The sequence below is a fragment of the Streptomyces sp. NPDC033177 genome (genome assembly GCF_055577715.1).
In genome coordinates this window covers 734,043-753,040 of the sequence record NZ_JBVIPS010000002.1, presented here as the reverse complement: position 1 = coordinate 753,040, position 18,998 = coordinate 734,043, and the positions used below count along the sequence as shown (strand labels likewise).

General features: G+C 70.6%; 15 protein-coding genes. 9 read left to right on the top strand and 6 right to left on the bottom strand.

Features of this window, described 5'->3' with window-relative positions; genetic code table 11:
- Positions 1-24 precede the first annotated feature (24 nt).
- On the top strand, positions 25-1,284 hold the full coding sequence (locus tag ACZ5U5_RS09410; protein WP_469018498.1) for an MFS transporter: 1,260 nt from the start codon (positions 25-27) through the stop codon (positions 1,282-1,284).
- Here the strand turns inward: ACZ5U5_RS09410 and ACZ5U5_RS09405 are convergent.
- On the bottom strand, positions 1,274-2,290 hold the full coding sequence (locus tag ACZ5U5_RS09405) for an aspartate-semialdehyde dehydrogenase (protein WP_469018496.1): 1,017 nt from the start codon (positions 2,288-2,290) through the stop codon (positions 1,274-1,276). The two genes, ACZ5U5_RS09410 and ACZ5U5_RS09405, sit on opposite strands and share 11 nt — an antisense overlap.
- Positions 2,291-2,474: 184 nt before the next feature.
- Here ACZ5U5_RS09405 and ACZ5U5_RS09400 point away from each other — a divergent pair, with 184 nt between their 5' ends.
- Complete coding sequence (locus ACZ5U5_RS09400; protein WP_469018493.1) at positions 2,475-3,002, top strand: sigma-70 family RNA polymerase sigma factor; 528 nt, start codon at positions 2,475-2,477, stop codon at positions 3,000-3,002.
- A gap of 2 nt (positions 3,003-3,004) precedes the next feature.
- Positions 3,005-3,757 carry a hypothetical protein gene (locus ACZ5U5_RS09395; protein ID WP_469018490.1) on the top strand — a complete coding sequence of 251 codons (753 nt, stop codon included), beginning with the start codon at positions 3,005-3,007 and terminating at the stop codon, positions 3,755-3,757.
- 72 nt (positions 3,758-3,829) lie between these two features.
- Here the strand turns inward: ACZ5U5_RS09395 and ACZ5U5_RS09390 are convergent, their stop codons facing one another.
- On the bottom strand, positions 3,830-7,123 hold the full coding sequence (locus ACZ5U5_RS09390; protein ID WP_469018488.1) for a S8 family serine peptidase: 3,294 nt from the start codon (positions 7,121-7,123) through the stop codon (positions 3,830-3,832).
- A gap of 193 nt (positions 7,124-7,316) precedes the next feature.
- Positions 7,317-7,871: a CGNR zinc finger domain-containing protein gene (locus tag ACZ5U5_RS09385; protein ID WP_469018485.1), complete on the bottom strand. Its 555-nt coding sequence runs from the start codon at positions 7,869-7,871 to the stop codon at positions 7,317-7,319.
- Between the two features lie 126 nt (positions 7,872-7,997).
- On the opposite strand from ACZ5U5_RS09385, the gene ACZ5U5_RS09380 reads away from it, so the two are divergent.
- The 5 genes from ACZ5U5_RS09380 (at position 7,998) to ACZ5U5_RS09360 (ending at position 13,312) form a co-directional block, all read left to right on the top strand.
- On the top strand, positions 7,998-8,450 hold the full coding sequence (locus ACZ5U5_RS09380) for a VOC family protein (protein ID WP_469018483.1): 453 nt from the start codon (positions 7,998-8,000) through the stop codon (positions 8,448-8,450).
- 235 nt (positions 8,451-8,685) lie between these two features.
- The gene (locus ACZ5U5_RS09375; RefSeq protein ID WP_469018480.1) at positions 8,686-9,579 is read left to right on the top strand and encodes a pyridoxamine 5'-phosphate oxidase family protein; all 894 of its coding nucleotides are present in this window, start codon (positions 8,686-8,688) and stop codon (positions 9,577-9,579) included.
- A 9-nt stretch (positions 9,580-9,588) separates the two neighbouring features.
- Positions 9,589-10,044, top strand: a complete 456-nt coding sequence (locus ACZ5U5_RS09370) for an NUDIX hydrolase (RefSeq protein ID WP_469018476.1) — start codon at positions 9,589-9,591, stop codon at positions 10,042-10,044.
- A gap of 247 nt (positions 10,045-10,291) precedes the next feature.
- The gene (locus ACZ5U5_RS09365) at positions 10,292-12,073 is read left to right on the top strand and encodes a TIGR03767 family metallophosphoesterase (protein ID WP_469018472.1); all 1,782 of its coding nucleotides are present in this window, start codon (positions 10,292-10,294) and stop codon (positions 12,071-12,073) included.
- Positions 12,074-12,163: 90 nt separating this feature from the next.
- A complete protein-coding gene (locus ACZ5U5_RS09360) occupies positions 12,164-13,312 on the top strand; it encodes a serine hydrolase domain-containing protein (protein ID WP_469018469.1) in 1,149 nt (382 codons plus the stop codon).
- A 49-nt stretch (positions 13,313-13,361) separates the two neighbouring features.
- Here ACZ5U5_RS09360 and ACZ5U5_RS09355 read toward each other — a convergent pair whose 3' ends face one another.
- Positions 13,362-14,417, bottom strand: a complete 1,056-nt coding sequence (locus ACZ5U5_RS09355) for a hypothetical protein (RefSeq protein ID WP_469018467.1) — start codon at positions 14,415-14,417, stop codon at positions 13,362-13,364.
- A 184-nt stretch (positions 14,418-14,601) separates the two neighbouring features.
- On the bottom strand, positions 14,602-17,178 hold the full coding sequence (gene pepN, locus ACZ5U5_RS09350) for an aminopeptidase N (RefSeq protein WP_469018464.1): 2,577 nt from the start codon (positions 17,176-17,178) through the stop codon (positions 14,602-14,604).
- A 163-nt stretch (positions 17,179-17,341) separates the two neighbouring features.
- Here pepN and ACZ5U5_RS09345 point away from each other — a divergent pair, with 163 nt between their 5' ends.
- Positions 17,342-17,989 carry a mycothiol-dependent nitroreductase Rv2466c family protein gene (locus tag ACZ5U5_RS09345; RefSeq protein ID WP_469018461.1) on the top strand — a complete coding sequence of 216 codons (648 nt, stop codon included), beginning with the start codon at positions 17,342-17,344 and terminating at the stop codon, positions 17,987-17,989.
- Positions 17,990-18,343: 354 nt separating this feature from the next.
- Here the strand turns inward: ACZ5U5_RS09345 and ACZ5U5_RS09340 are convergent, their stop codons facing one another.
- Complete coding sequence (locus ACZ5U5_RS09340) at positions 18,344-18,994, bottom strand: superoxide dismutase (protein WP_363211215.1); 651 nt, start codon at positions 18,992-18,994, stop codon at positions 18,344-18,346.
- Positions 18,995-18,998: the final 4 nt, after the last annotated feature.

Genomic DNA, 18,998 nt, shown 5'->3' with positions numbered 1-18,998 from the left:
GGGCCCCGGCGAAGGCTTGAGCTCATGAAAGCCACCTCGACCCCACGCCCCGAACCTGCCCAGCCGCAGCGTTCCGTGCCCCTGTCCGTCCTCGCCGTCGCCGCCACCACCTTCTCCGTCGTCACCACGGAACTGCTGCCGGTCGGCCTCCTCACCTCCCTCTCCTCGGGGCTCGGCGTCTCCGACGGGACCGCGGGCCTGACCGTCACGCTGCCCGGCGTGGTCGCGGCGCTCGCCGCCCTGCTGCTGCCCGTCGCCGTGCGGCGCGCCGACCGGCGGACGGTGCTGTGCGTCCTGATGGTCCTGCTCGCCGCCGCCAATCTCCTCTCCGCGCTCGCGCCCGCCTTCGGCGTGCTGCTCGCCGCGCGGGTTCTGGTGGGGGTCTGCATCGGGGGCGTGTGGGCTATCGCTGCCGGGCTCGGTCCGAGGCTCGTGCGCGAGGAGGCCGCCGGGCGGGCCACCACGGTGATCTTCAGTGGGATCGCGGTGGCGTCCGTGCTCGGCGTCCCGGCCGGTACGTTCCTCGGTGAACTCGCGGGCTGGCGCTGGGCGTTCGCGGCGATGGGGGCGTTCGCGCTCGCGGTCGCCGGGCTGCTCGCCGCCGTGCTTCCGCCGCTGCCCGCGTCGGCGGCCGTACGTCTCGGCACGTTCCCCGGGCTGCTGCGGAACGCGCGGCTGCGGGCGGGGCTGCTTGTGGTGCTGCTCCTGGTGACCGGGCACTTCGCCGCGTACACCTACGTGCGTCCCGTCCTGGAGCGGGTGCCCGACCTGGGAGCCGGACTGATCAGCGGGCTGCTCCTCGTCTACGGGATCGCGGGCATCGTCGGCAATTTCGCGGGCGGCGCGCTCGCGGCCCGCGACCCGCGCCGGGCGCTGCTCGCCATCTCCGCGGGACTCGCCGCCGTGGTCCTGCTGCTCGGGCCCGCGGGCGGCTCGCTCCTCGCGTCGGTGGCGCTGCTCGTCGGGTGGGGCCTGGCCTACGGCGGGGTCTCCGTCTCCGCACAGGAGTGGGTGCTGGCCGCCGCGCCCCGCGCCCGCGAGGCGGCGTCGGCGCTCTTCGCCGGGGTGTTCAACGCGGCGATCGCCCTGGGCGCGCTGTCCGGCGGCCTGGTCGCGGACGGCCTCGGGACCACGGACGTGCTGTGGCTCGGGGGCGGACTCGCGGCGCTCGCGCTGCTCGTCGTGGCGTACGCGGTTCGTGGCGTACGCGAAGGGGCGGGCACCGACCAGAAGCCGGTGCCCGCCCCCAGCGGCGTACGTGACGGGAAGCGCGTCAGCCCTTGAGCTCGGCCGCCACCAGCTCCGCGATCTGCACCGCGTTCAGCGCGGCGCCCTTGCGGAGGTTGTCGTCGGAGATGAAGAAGGCCAGGCCGTTCTCCACCGTCTCGTCGTTACGGATGCGGCCCACGAAGGCGTCGTCCTTGCCCGCGGCGACCAGCGGGTTCGGGACGTCGGTGAGGACGACGCCCTCGGCCTCGGCGAGGATCTCGGTGGCGCGCTCGGGGCTCAGGGGACGCTCGAAGCGGGCGTTGACCTGGAGGGAGTGCCCGGTGAAGACCGGCACGCGGACGCAGGTGCCGGAGACCTTGAGGTCCGGGACCTCGAGGATCTTGCGGGATTCGTTGCGGAGCTTCTGCTCCTCGTCGGTCTCGTTCAGGCCGTCGTCGACGATGGAGCCGGCCATCGGCAGGACGTTGTACGCGATCGGCGCGACGTACTTGTTCGGCGCCGGGAACTCGGTGGCCGAACCGTCGTGCGTGAGCTTGGGGGCGTCGTCGCCGACCTTCTTGACCTGGTCGAACAGCTCGTCGACACCGGCGAGACCCGAGCCGGACACGGCCTGGTAGGTCGCCACGACGAGCGCGGTGAGCCCGGCCTCAAGGTGCAGCGGCTTCAGGACCGGCATCGCGGCCATCGTCGTGCAGTTCGGGTTGGCGATGATGCCCTTGGGGCGGTTCGCGATCGCGTGCGGGTTGACCTCGGAGACGACGAGGGGAACCTCGGGGTCCATCCGCCAGGCCGAGGAGTTGTCGATCACGACGGGGCCCTGCGAGGCGACCTTCTCGGCCAGCGCCTTGGAGGTGGCGCCGCCCGCCGAGAACAGGACGATGTCGAGGCCGCTGTAGTCGGCCGTGGAGGCGTCCTCGACCGTGACACCGTCGAGCTGTGAACCGGCCGAGCGGGCCGAGGCGAACAGACGCAGCTCGTCCACCGGGAAGTCCCGCTCGACGAGGATCTTGCGCATGACCGTGCCGACCTGACCGGTGGCTCCGACGATTCCGACCTTCACAGGGATGTCCTCCGTATGTGCATGGGCATAGGCGTTGGCCTGTGCGTTCCATCATGCGTCTGTCCACGGCCGCCTTGTCCAATCCATTGTCCGAAGTTCGGGATGTCACATTCCCGCGGCCGTCCGCCGAACGTTTCGGGCCGCCCCGGCGTCCTAGGGGAAACGTGGGGACGGGAGGGGTGTCTTGCTGCGCGGAAAGACGCGACGGGACCGGCGGGAGAGAGCCGATCCGCTCGACGCGGCCCAGGAGGACCGGGTGCGGGCGGTGCTCGCGCTCGGTGGTGTGCCGCACGCGGACCTGCCCGACGGCGTCCAGCAGGTCAGGCTCAAGCTCCTGGAACGGGCGGCGGACGGGCGCGACGCGCCGCGTGACGTGTCCGCGTGGGCGGCGGTGGTCGCCTCCAACCTCGCCATGGACTGGCACCGGGCGCGCCGCAGGCAGGAGCGGCTCGGGGAGCGGCTCGCCGTGCTGTGGCGGGAGGCGACGGACGAGGACGGGGCGGAGTCACGGGCGCTCTCGATGGCCGTGACCCAGGGCCTCGACACCCTGCCCGACACTCAGCGGCAGGTCGTCGTCCTGCGCTTCTACGCCGATCTGCCGGTCCGGGCGATAGCGGACGAACTGGGCATTCCGGAGGGCACGGTCAAGAGCAGGCTGCACACGGCGGTACGGGTCCTGCGGACGCGGCTGCATGAGGGCGAGGTGGTGTGAGGGTGTCCGAGGACGAGTACGCCTACGAAGACGACGCTCTGATGCTCGTCCTCACGGACGAGCCCCTGCCTGACGCCTCGGGGCAGGACCCGGCGCTCGCGGCAGAGCACGCCGCGGCCGTGGCGGATGTCGCGCTGCTGCGGGAGCACATCGGGGTGGCCGGCCGCGCGCTCGCCGCTCCCGTGCCGGAACCGGGCAGGACGGCGGCGGTACGCCCCGCGGGGGCCCGGCGGCGCCACACGATGGCGCTGGGCCTCGCCGCGGCCGCGGCCGCCGTCTCGCTGGTGGGCGGGGCCGCCTGGCTCGCGATCGAGAGCGGGGGCGGCATCAGCAAGAGCGCCGACTCCGACGCGGCGAAGGGGGCGGCTCCGGAGGCCGGGAACGGGGCCGGGAGCGGGGGCGATGACAAGGACCAGAAGTCCGGGGTCTACGTGCCCTGCGCCCGGCTCATCGTCGAGGGCAGGGTGAAGAGCGTCGAGCCGATCCCTGGCGGCGTACAGGAGCGGATCGTCCTGGACGTGACCCGCTACTACAAGCCGAGCCGAGGGGCCGAGCAGATCACGTTCGTGATGGACGTGGACGTGGACCCGCGCCTGCGGCCCGGCGACCCGACGCTGATCGGCATTCCCAAGGGGGCGGCGTCGCCGGACATCTGGTCCAACAAGAAGGCGGACATCGCCCGGGACCGGGCCTGGATCGAGCGCGAGCTGCGCCAGGAGAAGGACCGGGGCAAGGGCAAGGAGATGACGTGCTGAGCGGGAGCTGAACGCACGTCGGCCGGGCCGGAGAGTTCCGGCCCGGCCGACGTTCTCGGCAGGAAGGGACCGCTACGGGGTGACCTTCTCGATGAGCACGCTGCCTGTGCCGGCGACCGTGCCGCGCCCGTTCAGGAGCGACACCTCGCCGAACAGCTGACGCCCCTCGGCCGCGGGCGCGTCCGCCGCGACCTCGGCGGACACCTGGGCCGACGCGCCGTTCGCCAGCTTCACCGGCGCCGACTCGTCGACCTTCACCGAGCCGAGCGCGCCCGAGAAGAAGACGTCACGGTAGTCGTACGCGGTGGTGCCGGACGGGATCGAGTAGCCGGCCACCTCGATCTCGTACGTGCCTGCCTCGGGCTTGGTGATGCTGACCGACTCCTCGGAGTCGCCGTCCGCCGACGAACCGACGACCGCCCCGTCCTTGGAGACCGACAGGTCGAGGTCGGCGGCGGAGTCCGCGGGCGAGCCGATGGCGACGTCGAGCCGGTCCGCGCCCTCGGGCACGACCACGGTCGTCGTCTGCGTCTCACCCTGCTTGATCGACGGCTTCGCCGCCTTCGCGGAGCCGAGCGGGCCGCCCTTCAACTTGCCGTCCACCGCGGCGAAGTTGTTGGTGACCTTCCAGGAGACGGGCGCCGGAGTACCGACCTTCGCCTCCGGCACGGTCTGCACGGCGGGGTCGAAGGCGACACCCAGCGCGGAGACGTCCAGCTTGTAGGGGTTGTCCAGGAGCGGGGACGTCCTGCGCGACTCGACCTCGATCTCCCACACGCCCGGCTGCGGCTCGGGGTACGAACGCAGGTCGGGGCGGCAGGTGTTGGCCGGGTTGTCGTAGTTCGCGTAGCACGTCAGCGACGACGTCGAGTCGACCGGAACGCCGTACGGATGCACCGCGATGAACCGCGTCTGGCTCTTGCCCTTCAGGCCGCCGAGCGCCACCTCAAGGGACTTGGCGCCCTTGGGGACGGTCACGAAGTACGACTCGGTGCTGTTGCGCTGCACGGAGTCGGACGCCGAGAACGTGTACGCGGGCTTGGCGAGCGGCTTCGAGACGACGACCGTCGACATGATCTGCTGGTCGATGCCCTCGGAGCGCTCGTCGTCGACGGTAAGGATCGCGCTGTGCAGACCGGCGGACTTGGCCTTCGCCTGGACCTTGACGGTGACCGGCTTGTTCAGGGGCAGCGTCACCGCGCCCTTGCCGAGCAGCTCGAAGGTGCGCTCGTGGTTGTTGACGAGGTCAAGCTCGTGGCGGATGCCGCGGTCCGGGCCCGAGGTGCGGGTGATCGCGACGTCGTACGTCCGCTTCTGGCCGGTCTTCAGGCCGCCCTCACGGTCGTAGATGCCGGTGCCGGGCTTCTTCAGCTCCTGCTCCAGGGCGGTGTCGACCGGGGCGCTCACGGTGTACGTGTGCGCCTTCGCGTCGTCCTCGATGGCGTTCCAGGCGTCGACCACGTTGATGAGGCCGGTGCCCTGCGCGTACGCCTGCTCGCCGCTGATGCGGTCCGCGGTCGAGGTCAGCGCCGTGCGCAGCTTCGCCGGGGTCAGGTCGACGTCCTCGCGCTTCGCGGCGGAGAGCAGCAGCGCCGAGGCGCCCGCGGCCTGCGGGGACGCCATCGACGTACCCTGCAACATCGAGTAACCGGCGGGCAGTTGGTAGCCCGCCTCGGCGACCGGGGAGCCCGGCAGCCAGGTCTGCGTGGTGTTGATGGCCGAGCCGGGCGCCGAGATGATCGGCGCGAAGCCGCCGTCCTCACGCGGTCCGCGCGAGGAGAACGGCATCATCGCGTACTTCTTCTCCACGGCGGAGCCGTAGTTGGCGGCCCAGGTCTCCTTGGAGATGGAGGCGCCGACGGAGATGACCTTGTCCGCGAGGCTGGGGTCGCCGATGGTGTTCGCGCCGGGGCCCGAGTTGCCCGCGGAGATCACCAGCTGCACGCCGTAGGTGTCGATGAGGCGCGTGTAGAGCGCGGCGCGCGCGTTGTTGCCGTCGTTGAGCGCCGGGAGGCCGCCGATCGACATGTTCACGATGTCGACGCCGCGCTTCGTCACCAGGTCGATCATGCCCTCGGTGAGCGCGACGTTCGTGCAGCCGCCGCTCCAGGTGCAGGCGCGAGATGAGACCAGCTTGGCGCCGGGCGCCGCGCCGCTCATCTTGCCGCCGAACAGGCCGTTGGCCGCGGTGATGCCCGCGACGTGCGTGCCGTGCTCGGACTCGATGACGCCGATGTTGACGAAGTCGGCCTTCTTGCCGACCCAGTCGCCGCCGTACGGGTCGGTCGGCACGTCCTTGCGGATCTCGACGACGAACGGGACGCGCTCGACGACGTCGGTCGCCGGGTCGTCCTTGCCGAAGTAGGCGACCTGGTGGCCGTCCTTGTACGGCTTCATCGTCTCGTCGTCGGTGAAGTCGTTGTTGTCGTTCAGGTCGACACGGATGGTGCCGGCGGCCGGGTCGTAGAGCATGCCCCAGCTGTCGGTGGTGTCGCCGTCGCGGTTGATGTCGCCGTTGGCGTCGCCGCCGACAGTGGCCGACTCGCGGAAGCGGTTGACCTGGAAGGAGCCCGCGGGGGCCTTCCAGGTCTCGCTGTCCCAGGTGAACACGGGGCCGGTGACGGGGTTGGTCATGCGCCGCCAGGTGCCGTCCGCGTCCACGATCGGGTCGGTCGCGGTCACCCAGTCGGTGATCTTCCGCTCGCCCGTGGTGGTCTTCTGGAGCGCCGGGTGGCCCAGGTCGACGCCGGAGTCCAGGATGCCGATGGTGGTGCCGCGGCCGTCCGCCTTCGGGTGCTTCTTCACGAAGTCGACGGCGCCCGTCTCGAAGGACGGGTTGTACGGGTTCTTCGCCGGAGTGTTCTTGCCGGGCCCGGCGTATGTCCCCTCGGCCGCCTTCTTCGCGCCCTTGGCGCGGTCCGCGGCGGGCGTCGGGTCGTCCAGTTCGATCTCGTGCCGCAGGTCGATGCCCTGCACGGAGGACAGCTTGCCCGCCGCCTCGATGGCGGCCTCGGCCTTGCCCGTGGGCACGGTAGCGCGTACGTAGCCGAGCTTGTCGTACGTCCGGCCGACGGAACCGCCCTTGACGGCGTCGAGCTGGTCGGCGACCTGCTCGGTGGCGCCGGGCGCGGTGGCGACCATCATCGTGACGGTCTTCTCGCCGCCCGCCTGCGCTTCGGCGAGGAGGTCGGCGTCGGCCGAACCCAGCTTCTTCGCGGCGGACTTGGGGGTGGTCTGGCCCCCCGGGTCGCCCGGGCCCCCGTCGGCCGCGAGGGCCATGGGTATGGGCCCGGCGGCGGAGAGCGCGGCGGTCAGGCCGACGGCTATCGCGAGACGGGTCGTGCGTCTAGCACTGGATCTGTGCATCAGCATCCCTGTACGTAAAGGTCGAAAAGGTCCGGAATCCGGAACCGGATGACCGCTCAGCTTTACGTAAGTGACAGCTGTTTGGGGAGAGTTGTCGGGCCGCGATCGTCGCGTGACGCAATCCCGCCATGCGCCATCGTCGACATAGCGGGTGATTTCCTCAGCCGCAGAGGGGGCAGAGGGGGCAGAGGGGCTAGGTCCAGGCCTCACGGCCGCGCGCGTAATGGCGCGAGGCCTTCGCCCGGTTTCCGCAGGCGGCCATGGAGCACCACCGGCGCGTGCCGTTCCGCGACGTGTCGAAGAAGTGCAGGATGCACGCCTCGTGGGCGCAGGGCCTGATCCGGTCCGGCGCGGCGGCGAGCAGCGTCAGATAGTCCCGTGCCGCCAGCCAGGCGGCGCCCCAGGCCGCGTCCTTGAACTCGGGCTCCTCGCCCGGCCCTTCGGCGGACAGGGTCGCCCGGATCCGCCCGTGCCCGAGGATCTTGTTGACGCGGGCGATTCCCGCGGCGGTGTCCGGGCCGTCCACGACGGTGGAGAGCGCGTCACGCGTCCGCACCACGTTCTGCAGCGTGGCCTCGTCCGCGCCGAACCGGCCGTCGAGTCCGTTGGCGGCGAGCCAGACGGCAAGGCCCTCGGTGCCGGTCAGCAGGTCCTGGCGTACGCCGTCCGCCATCCACCGGGTGTTGAGCAGGTCGAGGGAGAGCGGCTCGCCGACGAGCGGGCGGGGGTCGCGGGGCGTGGCGGTCATGGTGACTCCCTTCGAGGCTAACCAGCAAAGGGTACGTGACCGGTTGACGCTCCTGCTTCTAACCACTAACGTCACATTCAACGGTTAGCCCGCGTGGGGCGGGCCACCGTCGACAAGGGGAGAGTCATGACCGCGACCAGCACACTCCGCACCGGCCACGTCGGTCTGAACGTCACGGACATCGAGCGCTCGCTCGCCTTCTACCGCGACGTCATCGGCTACGGCGTGCTCGGCGAAGGCAAGGAGGAAGGCCGCAGATTCGCCTTCCTGGGGCAGGACGGAACGCTCGCCCTCACGCTCTGGCAGCAGGCCGACGCGGCGTACGCGGCGGGGAACGCCGGGCTGCACCACCTGGCGATCGAGGTGGACGACATCGATCAGGTCCGCGCGTACGAGAGCGCCCTGCGCGCGTACGGCGTGGAGTTCGCCTACGACGGAGTCGTCCCGCACGGCGAAGGCGCCGCGTCCGGCGGCATCTTCTTCCACGACCCGGACGGCACCCGCCTTGAGATCTTTTCTGGCGTGGGCGCCTCGGGGTCGGCTCCGGTGGCGGCTGCGCCTACCTGCGGGTTCTTCTAGGTTCTGCCCCCCGGCCCGCTTCGCGGCGGAGTGTGGTCGTCTGCAGCCTGTCTCTGGCCGATCGCGCAGTTCCCCGCGCCCCTTCGGGGCGCTCACCCGGCGGAATGGTGTGTGTCGTCCGCGGGTTGTCTCTGGTTGGTCGCGCAGTTCCTCGCGCCCCTTTGGGCGCCTTTCTCCGCGCACCTTCGGGCGCCTTTACCCGGCGCCCCTCGGGCGCTCTCCCGGCAGGAGTGACATGACCCCGAACGGCCCATACCACCACGGCTCCCGCGCCGTTCAGGATCTTGTCGGCGTGCGGGAACTGGCCGACCACGTGGGCCGGTCCATAGGCGACGGCATCCGCCCCGTCGCCGCCGCCTTCCTCGAACTCCAGCCCATGCTGGTGATCGGCGGGGTGGACCGGGCGGGCGCCGTATGGGCCTCGCTGCTCACCGGCAACCCCGGGTTCGTGCGGGCCACGGGGCCGCGCCAGGTGTCGGTCGCGGGCGGCTTCGGCGCCGCCGACCCGCTCGCGACCGCCCTCGCCCAGGAGGGCACCCCCGTGGGCACCATCGCCCTCGACCCGCGCACCCGGCGCCGCATGCGGCTCAACGGCAGGGCCCGCCCGACGCCGCGCGGCCTGGCGATCGAGGCCGACCAGGTCTTCTCCAACTGCCCCAAGTACCTGCAGAAGCGTGAGGTGCTGCCCGGCAGGAGTGCGAAAGGCCCCGACGCCACCACCCGGGCAGCGGCGCTCACCCCGGACCAGCGCGCTTTCGTCGCCGCTGCCGACACCTTCTTCATCGCCACCGTCCACGCGCACGGCGCGGACGCGAGCCACCGGGGCGGCAACCCCGGCTTCGTCCGGGTTCTCTCGCCCACCGAACTCACCTGGCGGGACTACCCCGGCAACTCCATGTTCCTGACCCTCGGCAATCTCACCGCCGACCCCCGCGCCGGCCTCCTCTTCCTCGACTGGACGACCGGCACCACGCTCCAGCTCACGGGCACGGCCCGCACCACCCACGCCGACGACGGGTCCCGCACGGTCCGCTTCACCCTCACCGAAGCGCTCCAGACGCCCTCCGCGAGCCCCTGGCGGTGGTCCACCCCTGAGTTCTCCCCTGCCAATCCCGCCCAGGAGGACTAGCGTCACTCTGTGCACAAAGAGCTCCGGGTGGCGGCCTACGCCGTATGCGTGCAGGACGAGCGGCTGCTCCTCGCTCGCTGGGTGGCGGGCGACGGCAGCAAGCGCTGGACGCTGCCCGGCGGCGGGATGGACCACGGGGAGGACCCGTACGACACGGTGATCCGCGAGGCCGACGAGGAGACGGGGTACGTCATCGAGCCCGGCGCGCTGCTCGGCGTCGACTCGCTGCGCCGCCGCTACCCGCGCAAGCTCGGAGCCGTCGCCGACTTCCACGGCCTGCGGATCGTCTACGAGGCGCGGATCACCGGCGGCGAGCTGCGTCACGAGCAGGACGGCTCCACCGATCTCGCGGCCTGGCACGCGCTCGACGCCGTCGCCGGACTCGACCGGGTCGGCCTCGTCGACATCGGGCTCGACCTGTGGCGGACCCGGCCCGCCGACGGACACCTGGCGGCGCCCTCCTGAGGCTCCGCAGCGCCTCCCCTTCCCCGAAAGGTGAACATGGAGTGACCGCCTCCTCTCGCCCCGGAGAGGGGTGTGTGACCGCGGAGGGTACGGGCTGATCCACGTACGGTGATCGGCGTTGCCCGTTGCGGTCTCGTTAACGTGCAGGTCATCCCGGATGCCAACGATCCAGTACGAGCGGGAAATTCGCCTGGTGCGCAGCTCCCGCGACCACTGCCGACGCGTTCGCAATCGGGGAGACCGCGCCATGCCGCGCACACGCTCTGTCGCCACCGCCGCCCAGACCGCCGCCCACTCCGCCCTGTCCGCCGTGGACCGCCGGGCCTTCCTCGCGACCACCGGAGCCGTCTCCCTCTCCGCGGGCATCGGCTATGCCCTGCGGCCCGGCACCAGCCATGCCGCCCCCAGCAGACCCGCCCCCGTCGCACTCTCCCGCCAGGCGCCCGCCGCACCCCTGATGCCCTACCGGGGCGGCACCACGCTGGCTGCCGTCGCCGCCCCGCGCGGCACCTCCGGCTACCGGCGGCTCGGCGACGGGCCCGCCTGGGGCCGGGTGGTCCGCGGTGACCTGGCCGCCGCCAAGAATGGCCGCGAGGGGCGGCGCACCCCCCTCGCCGCGTTCGTCCAGTTCACCGACCTGCACCTGGTCGACGTACAGCATCCGCTGCGGTACGAGTACCTGCGCGCCCAGACCGCGAGCGCCTGGCGCCCGCAGGAGGCCCTCTCCGTGGCCGGCGCGGTCGCGCTCGTCGAGCGGGTCAACGCGCTGCGCGGCGCGCCCGCCACCGGATCGCCGCTGCACTGCGTGGTCACGACGGGCGACAACACGGACAACAACTCCCGCTCCGAACTCGACTGGTTCCTCAAGACCATGAGCGGCGGGCGCATCAACCCCAACACCGGTGACCCGCGCCGCTACGAAGGCGTCCAGGACAGCGGTCTGAAGCTGTACTGGCACCCGGACGACGACCTCCGCGACTCCGACAAGGCCCTCGGCTTCCCGCGGGTCGACGGCTTTCTCGAAGCCGCGCTCCGTGAGGTCAACAGCCCCGGCCTCGGGCTCCCTTGGTACTCGACCGTCGGCAACCATGACGCGCTGCCCGGCGGCTGCTGGGGGCCCGGCGACTCGTACTTCTCAGAATTCGCCGTCGGCGGGCGGAAGTTGATGTCCTTGGACGAGTCGCGCGGCGCCGCCCTGTGGAAAGCCGTCAAGAAGGGCCGCGATCCCAAGGGCGCGCAGTTCAAGGAGCTTCTGAAGAGCGAGGCGCGCCGGATGCGCTCGGTCACCCCGGACGAGAGCCGCGCACCCTTCACGCCCGCCGAGTACGTCGAGGCGCACCTGGACCCCGCGTACAAGGGCCACGGTCCCGCCGGGCACGGTTACACCCAGGAGAACCTGGACGCGGGAACGCAGTACTACTCCTTCCGCATCAGCGACGACGTACTCGGCATCAGCCTGGACTCGACGGACCCCGGCGGCCACTACGAAGGATCGCTCGGCACGTCTCAAATGGACTGGCTGGAACGCGAGTTGAAAGCCAACGAAGAGAGGGACGGCGGCGGGTCGTACGTCATCGTCTTCAGCCACCACACCAGCCGGACCATGCGCAATCTGCGCCAGGACCCGGCGCGCCCGCGCGAGGGCAGGCACGGCGGCGACGAGATCATCGCCCTGCTCGGCCGCCACCGTTCCGTCCTGGCCTGGGTCAACGGACACAGCCACAAGAACGACATCACCGCGCGCGAGACCCCGGACGGCTCCTTCTGGGAGATATCCACGGCCTCGCACATCGATTTCCCGCAACTGGCCCGTGTCGTGGAGCTGAGCGACAACCACGACGGCACGATCTCCCTCTTCACCACCCTCATCGAGTCGTCGGCCCCGCACCGCACGGATTACGCCGATCTCTCCCAGACCGGCCTCGCCGCGCTCTACCGCGAGCTGTCCTTCAACGCCCCTGGTGCGAAGCCCGCGTTGGGCGGGGAGCCGGGCGACCGGAACACCGAACTCATCCTCAAGAAGGGCTGAAATCCGCTCAACCCGTGCGAGGCGGTCAACCTTCACACCAGGCCCGTGGGTCCCTCCGGCCAACAGCACGTGGTGAGCGGAGGGGGAGACATGTCTGTGCGCAGAAGAGGCCTGATGGGCGTGGCCGCGGGGGTGGCCATGACGGTGACGGCGGGAGCGTTCGCGGCGCCCGCGTCGGCCGCGCAGCCCGGCGACCGGCATGCGGCGACGCGGAAGGCGATGGAGGCCGCCGTCAACGAGAACGCTCCCGGCGTGACCGCGCAGGTCAGGGACAAACACGGGACCTGGAACGCGGCCGCGGGCATCGGCGACCTCCGACGGCAGAGCCCGCGCGGCGCCCACGACCGCTACCGCGTCGGCAGCATCACCAAGACGTTCGTTTCGACGGTGATACTCCAGCTGGTGGCCGAGGGGGAGCTGAGCCTCGACGACAAGGTGGGCCGGTGGCTGCCGGGCGTGGTCGAGGGCAACGGACATGACGGCGACACCATCACGGTGCGCCAACTCCTCAACCACACGAGCGGCATCTACGACGTACTGGCCGACCCCGGCTACCAGGAGAAGATGTTCACCGAGAAGTTCCTGGCGCACCGCTACGACACCTGGACCCCCGAGCAGCAGGTCGCCATCGCCATGAGCCACGAGCCGGACTTCGATCCCGGCGAGGGTTGGAACTACTCCAACACCAACTACATCCTCGCCGGCATGATCATCAAGAAGGTGACCGGGAAGTCGTACGCGCACGAGATCGAGCGCCGCATCATCGAGCCGCTCGGCCTGGACGCCACCAGCGTGCCGAAGACGGACCCCTCGATGCCGGAACCGAGTTCACGGGCATACATGAAGCTGTCGAAGGACCCGGACGCCCCATTGCACGACGTGACGGAGCTCAATCCGAGCATGGCGGGCTCGTCGGGCGGGATGATCTCCGACGCGGATGACCTGAACCGCTTCTACACGGCCCTGCTGCGCGGCAGGCTCCTGCCGAAGAAGCAGCTCGCCGAGATGAAGACGACCGTCGGCCGGGACCCGGACAAGCCCAACGACGGGTACGGGCTCGGCCTGGTGAGCCGCGAGACCTCCTGCGGCACCGTGCTCTGGGGCAACGGCGGCGACGTCCAGGGCTCGACGTCGATGACCTTGGCCACCGAGCGCGGCGGCCACGCGCTCTCGGCGAACTTCAACAGCCTGGAGGGGGATCTGTTCACGATCCGGGACGCGGAGTTCTGCGGCAAGTGACGTGGCCGGCGGGGCCCGGCGTGCGGGTCCCGCCCCCTTCCTGCGGCGGCTATCGCGGTAGCACGACCACATACGCCGCCGGGTCGCGAGCACCCGACGCCATCAACGCCGTCCGTACGACGGTCGCCTGCTGTTCGAGGGACTCGCGCAGTTTCTTCGGCGTCAGGTGCACGACGGTGATGCCGAGCCGCTCCAAGTGCTCCCGCTTACGGGCGTATTCGGACCACAGGGCGTCGTCGTCCTGCCGGAACCCCTGCCGGGGCGCCCGGGTGTCCAGCTCGACGGCGACGGCCAGATCCGGCCAGTAGGCGTCGACGCCCCCGAGGTGCGGCCCGCCGGGCAATCGGAGGTCGACGTTCCACAGCGGATCGGGCAGTCCGTGCTCGGTCACCATCCGGTACAGCCGGTCCTCGGCGATGGCCCGGCCCTCGGCAAGCAGTGAGTCCACCGCGTCCACCACATGCGGGCGGGTGAGCAGCTTCGCCTGGTTCAACTCCCGTACGACGGCCGCCGGTTCGCAGTGGCCGCCGCGCACCGCCTCGGTGAGCAGTCTGCGCACGGCGGCCGCCTCGGTCAGCCCCGCCACGGCGTCGGCGAGCGCTCGCGGCACCGGGGCCACCGGAACTCCGCCGATCTGTACGGCGGTCGGCAGAGCCGGGGTCCGCACGAGGCGGGCGAAGCCGGTGGAGCGCAGCCGCCGGGTGCGCGGGACCAGGACGTCGATGCGGTCCAGGGAGAGCAGCGGGGGAGCCGACGAGAAGCGGTGCAGGGCGAGCGCCGCGAGCCCGGTGATCAGGGCGTCGGCGTAGGGGGCGTGGGGATCGCCGGCGCCGGGCTGCGCGGGCACGGTCCTGGCGGCCTTGGCCGGCGGCCGTCCGGCGTACAACAGGGCGCCGTGCAGGCGCTCTTCACTGGTCGGCGGCCCCGGGTGCAGCAGGCAGACCCCCGGGAGCAGCTGCTGCCAGGGGCCTTCCGGGCGGCAGTGGGCGGCGACGTCGGCGGGGGAGATGCCGTGGGCGCGGAGCTGGGCGGTGCTCATCACGCGGCGCTGGACGTCGCCGAGGTGGCGGAGGGGGCGGGGGGAGAGCGGGGTGTTGTGGTTCATGACCGGGCCATTCCCGCTGTCGATCCGCCCCCTAACCGCTGTTACACGCCCGTCGACATAACCGGACAACCCTGCACTAAAGTGCAGACGTTCGACTGCCGAAAAGGTCCGTTTGTGTTCGGTACGTTCCGGTGGCCGCCCGCCCCGCGGCGGGCGGCGCACCAGGTCGGCCCAGGAATTCGGCCTAGGAAGCGGCAGCCGCGTCGCAGCCCTGCGCCCGCAGCGACCGCGCCAGGTCGTCCCGGGCCTCCAGCACGAGTCGCCGCAGGGCGGGCGCCGCATCCTCGTGCGACGCGAGCCACCGGTCCGTCGCGTCCAGCGTCCCCTGGTTGTCCTGGAGGTGCGGGAAGAGACCCCTCACCACGTCCATCCCGATCTGGATGGACCGCTCGGCCCACACCCGCTCGATGGCGGCGAAGTACCGGGAGGCGTACGGAGCGGTCAGCTCCCGCTGCGACGACTGCGCGAAGCCCGAGATCGTCGCCCCCGCCAGCGCGTTCGACAGGGAGTCCGACTCCACCACGGAGGCCCACGCCTGCGCCTTCACCGCCTCGGAGGGCCGCGCCGCCAGGCACCGCACCTGATGCCGCTTGCCCGAAGCCGTGTCGTCCCGGACCAGCTCGGCGGCGAGCACCCGCTCGTCGGCGACGCCGTGCGCGGCCAGCGGGCCGAGGAAGGACCAGCGCAGCTCCTGGTCGACGTCCAGGCCGTCGATCTTCGCGGTGCCTTCGAGGAGGCCCTGCAGCAGCTGCAGATCGGCCGCGGACGAGGCCACCGCGGCGAAGAACCTTGCCCACGTCAGCTGGTTCTGGCTGCCGGGCTCCGCGATCCGCAGCTCCCGCAGCGCGCCCTCGGCGAGCGCGCGCCCGCCCTCCTCGCGCCACTCGGGGGCTGCGTAGAAGGTGAGGGCCGAGTCCGCCCAGGTGTGCAGCATCTGCAGCACCCCGATGTCGCTCTCGCGCCCCGCGAAGCGCAGCACGAGACCGATGAAGTCCCGGGCGGGCATGAGTGCGTCCCGCGTGAGGTTCCACAGCGCGGACCAGCACAGCGCGCGGGCGAGCGGGTCGGTGATGTCGCCGAGGTGCGCCCGCAGCGTGTCGAGGGAGTTCTCGTCGAAGCGGATCTTGCAGTACGTCAGGTCGTCGTCGTTGACCAGGACGAGGTCCGGGGCCTGTTCGCCGGCCAGCTCGGACACCACCGTGCGCGGCCCCTCGACGTCCAGCTCCGCGCGTGCGTACCGCGTCAGCTCACCCTCGGGTGTACGGCGGTACAGGCCCACCGCCACGCGGTGCGGGCGCAGTTCAGGGTGCGACTCGGCGGCCTCCTGGAGCACGGAGAGCTCGGTGATCCGGCCCTCCGCGTTCAGAATGACCTGCGGCGTCAGGGAGTTGACCCCCGCCGTCTGCAGCCAGGACCGCGACCAGGACGCCATGTCACGCCCCGAGGTCTCCTCCAGGACCGAGAGCAGGTCACCGAGCCGGGTGTTCCCGTACGCGTGCCGCTTGAAGTAGCGCCGGGCGCCTTCGAGGAACGCGTCACGTCCGGCGTAGGCGACGAGCTGCTTCAGGACGCTCGCGCCCTTGGCGTACGTGATCCCGTCGAAGTTCAGCTTGGCGTCCTCCAGGTCACGGATGTCGGCCGTGACCGGGTGCGTGGAGGGCAGCTGGTCGGCGCGGTAGGCCCACGCCTTGCGGTTGTTGGCGAAGGTGATCCAGCCGTTGGTGAAGCGCGTCGCCTCGGTCATCGAGAAGGCGCCCATGAAGTCGGCGAAGGACTCCTTGAGCCACAGGTCGTCCCACCAGCGCATGGTGACGAGGTCGCCGAACCACATGTGCGCCATCTCGTGCAGGATGACGTTGGCCCGGCGCTCGTACGACGCCTGGGTCACCTTGCCGCGGAAGATGAACTCCTCGCGGAAGGTCACACAGCCGGGGTTCTCCATCGCGCCCAGGTTGTACTCCGGGACGAAGGCCTGGTCGTACTTCCCGAAGGGGTAGGGATAGTCGAAGTTGTCGTGGAAGAAGTCGAGCCCCTGCTTGGTGACCAGGAAGACGTCGTCCGCGTCGAAGTGCTTCGCCAGGCCCTTCCTGCACATCGCGCCGAGCGGGATCTCCAGCGTCGTGCCGTCGTCGAAGGTGCGGCTGTAGGAGTCCGTCACGTAGTGGTACGGACCCGCGACGACAGCGGTGATGTAGGTGGAGATCGCCTTCGTCTCGGCGAACTTCCACACCCCGTCGACCAGTTCACCGGAGCCGTTGGACCAGGCGGTCCATCCCTCCGGGGCCCGCACCTCGAAACGGAAGGGCGCCTTCAGGTCGGGCTGCTCGAAGTTGGCGAAGACGCGGCGCGAGTCCGCGGGCTCGTACTGCGTGTAGAGGTAGACCTCGCCGTCCTCCGGGTCGACGAAGCGGTGCATGCCCTCGCCGGTGCGGCTGTAGGCGCACTGGGCGTCCACCACGAGTTCGTTCTCCGCGGCCAGATCCTCAAGGGTGATCCGGGTGCCGTCGAAGACCTCGGACGGGTCCAGATCCCTGCCGTTGAGGGAGAGGGCAGTGACGCTCGGGGCGATCAGGTCGGCGAAGCTCGCGGCGCCGGGGTCGGCACAGCGGAAGCGCAGGGTGGTGACGGAGCGGAACGTGCGCGGCTCCTGGTCGCTCTCGCCGATCGCGGAGCGCAGGTCGAGAAAGACCTCGTACCCGTCGACGGACAACAGCGCGGCCCTCTCCTGGGCCTCGTCGCGGGAAAGATTCTCACCGGGCACGGGCGGTACTCCCTTGTACTCGCATGGGGAAGTCGTGGATCGCACGACCTGTACGAATGTCTACGATCCTCGCATGTGCCCTCAGCGGGCGGTATCGGGGAATGCCCGGGTAGATCACTGACGTTCCCCTGGCCAAGCGCGCACGCATTCCCTAGGGAGAGACATGTCCGAGAACGGCAAGTCCGGCAAGACCCCCGTCGATTTCTGGTTCGACCCGCTGTGCCCGTGGGCCTGGATGACCTCGCGCTGGATGCTCGAGGTGGAGAAGGTCCGCGATGTCGAGGTCCGCTGGCATGTCATGAGCCTTGCCGTACTGAACGAGGACAGGCTCGACGAGCTGCCCGAGGAATACCGCGACATGCTGGAGAACAAGGCCTGGGGCCCGGTCCGCGTGGTCATCGCCGCCCAGCAGAAGCACGGCGACGAGTACACCGGCAAGCTCTACACCGCCCTTGGCACCCGCTTCCACAACCAGGGCGAGGGCCCGACCCGCGAGGCGGTCGCCGCCGCACTCAAGGACGTCGGCCTGCCCGAGGATCTCGCGGCCTACGCGGACTCGGACGAGTACGACACCCAGCTGCGCGCCTCCCACCAGGAGGGCATCGACAAGGTCGGCCAGGACGTGGGCACGCCCGTCATCGCCGTCCCCGGCGCGGACGGCGAGCAGGTCGCCTTCTTCGGCCCCGTCGTGACCCCCGCGCCCAAGGGCGAGGCCGCGGCCAGGCTCTGGGACGGCACGCTCCTGGTGGCGTCCACGCCGGGCTTCTACGAGATCAAGCGGACGCGCACGCAGGGGCCGATCTTCGACTGAGTCAGAGGAAGGATTTGGGGAGCTCCTGGCCCCCGCGGGTATGGAGGTGCGGTTGCACCCAGAGGCATCCGGGGCTCGGACAGCGCCAGTGGCCTTGGGCCTCGGCCCGCGTCATCAGTGTCGCCAGATGGTCCTCTTCCGCCCGGGTGACCGGCCGGAAGCCCTGCGGCTTGCCGCCGCAGGTGGGGCAGTGCCTGAAAGCTGTCGCCATGGACGACACCGTCCCCCGGAACCCCGCATACCGAAAGACCCCCGTGAGTCATGTCCTCACGGGGGTCCTTCGTCCATCCGCCTGCTTCGGTGAAAGTTGAGAAGACGATCACGAGGCAGGACGTTCTCAGGGGGCCGGACGCCTCACGGGGCCAGCAGCAGACTGTTCACGCGCTGCTTCGCGGCGGCGTAACGCTTGCTCACGTCCTGCCAGTTGACGACGGCCCACATGGCGTCGATGAAGTCCACCTTCTGGTTCTTGTACTGCAGGTAGAAGGCGTGCTCCCAGGCATCGAAGACCAGGATCGGCGTCGAGCCCTGGCCGACGTTGCCCTGGTGGTCGTAGACCTGCTCGACGATGAGGCGGTTGCTGAGCGGCTCGTAGGCGAGCACGCCCCAGCCCGAACCCTGCGTGGTCGCCGCGGCCTTGGTCAGCTGCGCCTTGAACTTGGCGAAGGAGCCGAAGGACTCGGTGATCGCGTCCGCGAGGTCACCGACACCGTCGGCGGCCAGCGGCTCGCCACCGCCACCGTCCTTCGGGCTGTTCATGTTGTGCCAGTAAATGCTGTGCAGGATGTGGCCGGAGAGGTGGAAGGCCAGGTTCTTCTCCAGCCCGTTGATGGCGCCCCACGTCTCCTTGTCGCGCGCCTCCTCCAGCTGCTCAAGGGTGTCGTTCGCGCCCTTCACGTACGCCGCGTGGTGCTTGTCGTGATGCAGCTCGACGATCTGGGGATTGATGACCGGCTCGAGCGCCGCGTAGTCGTACGGAAGTTCTGGAAGCGTGTAAATGGCCATGATC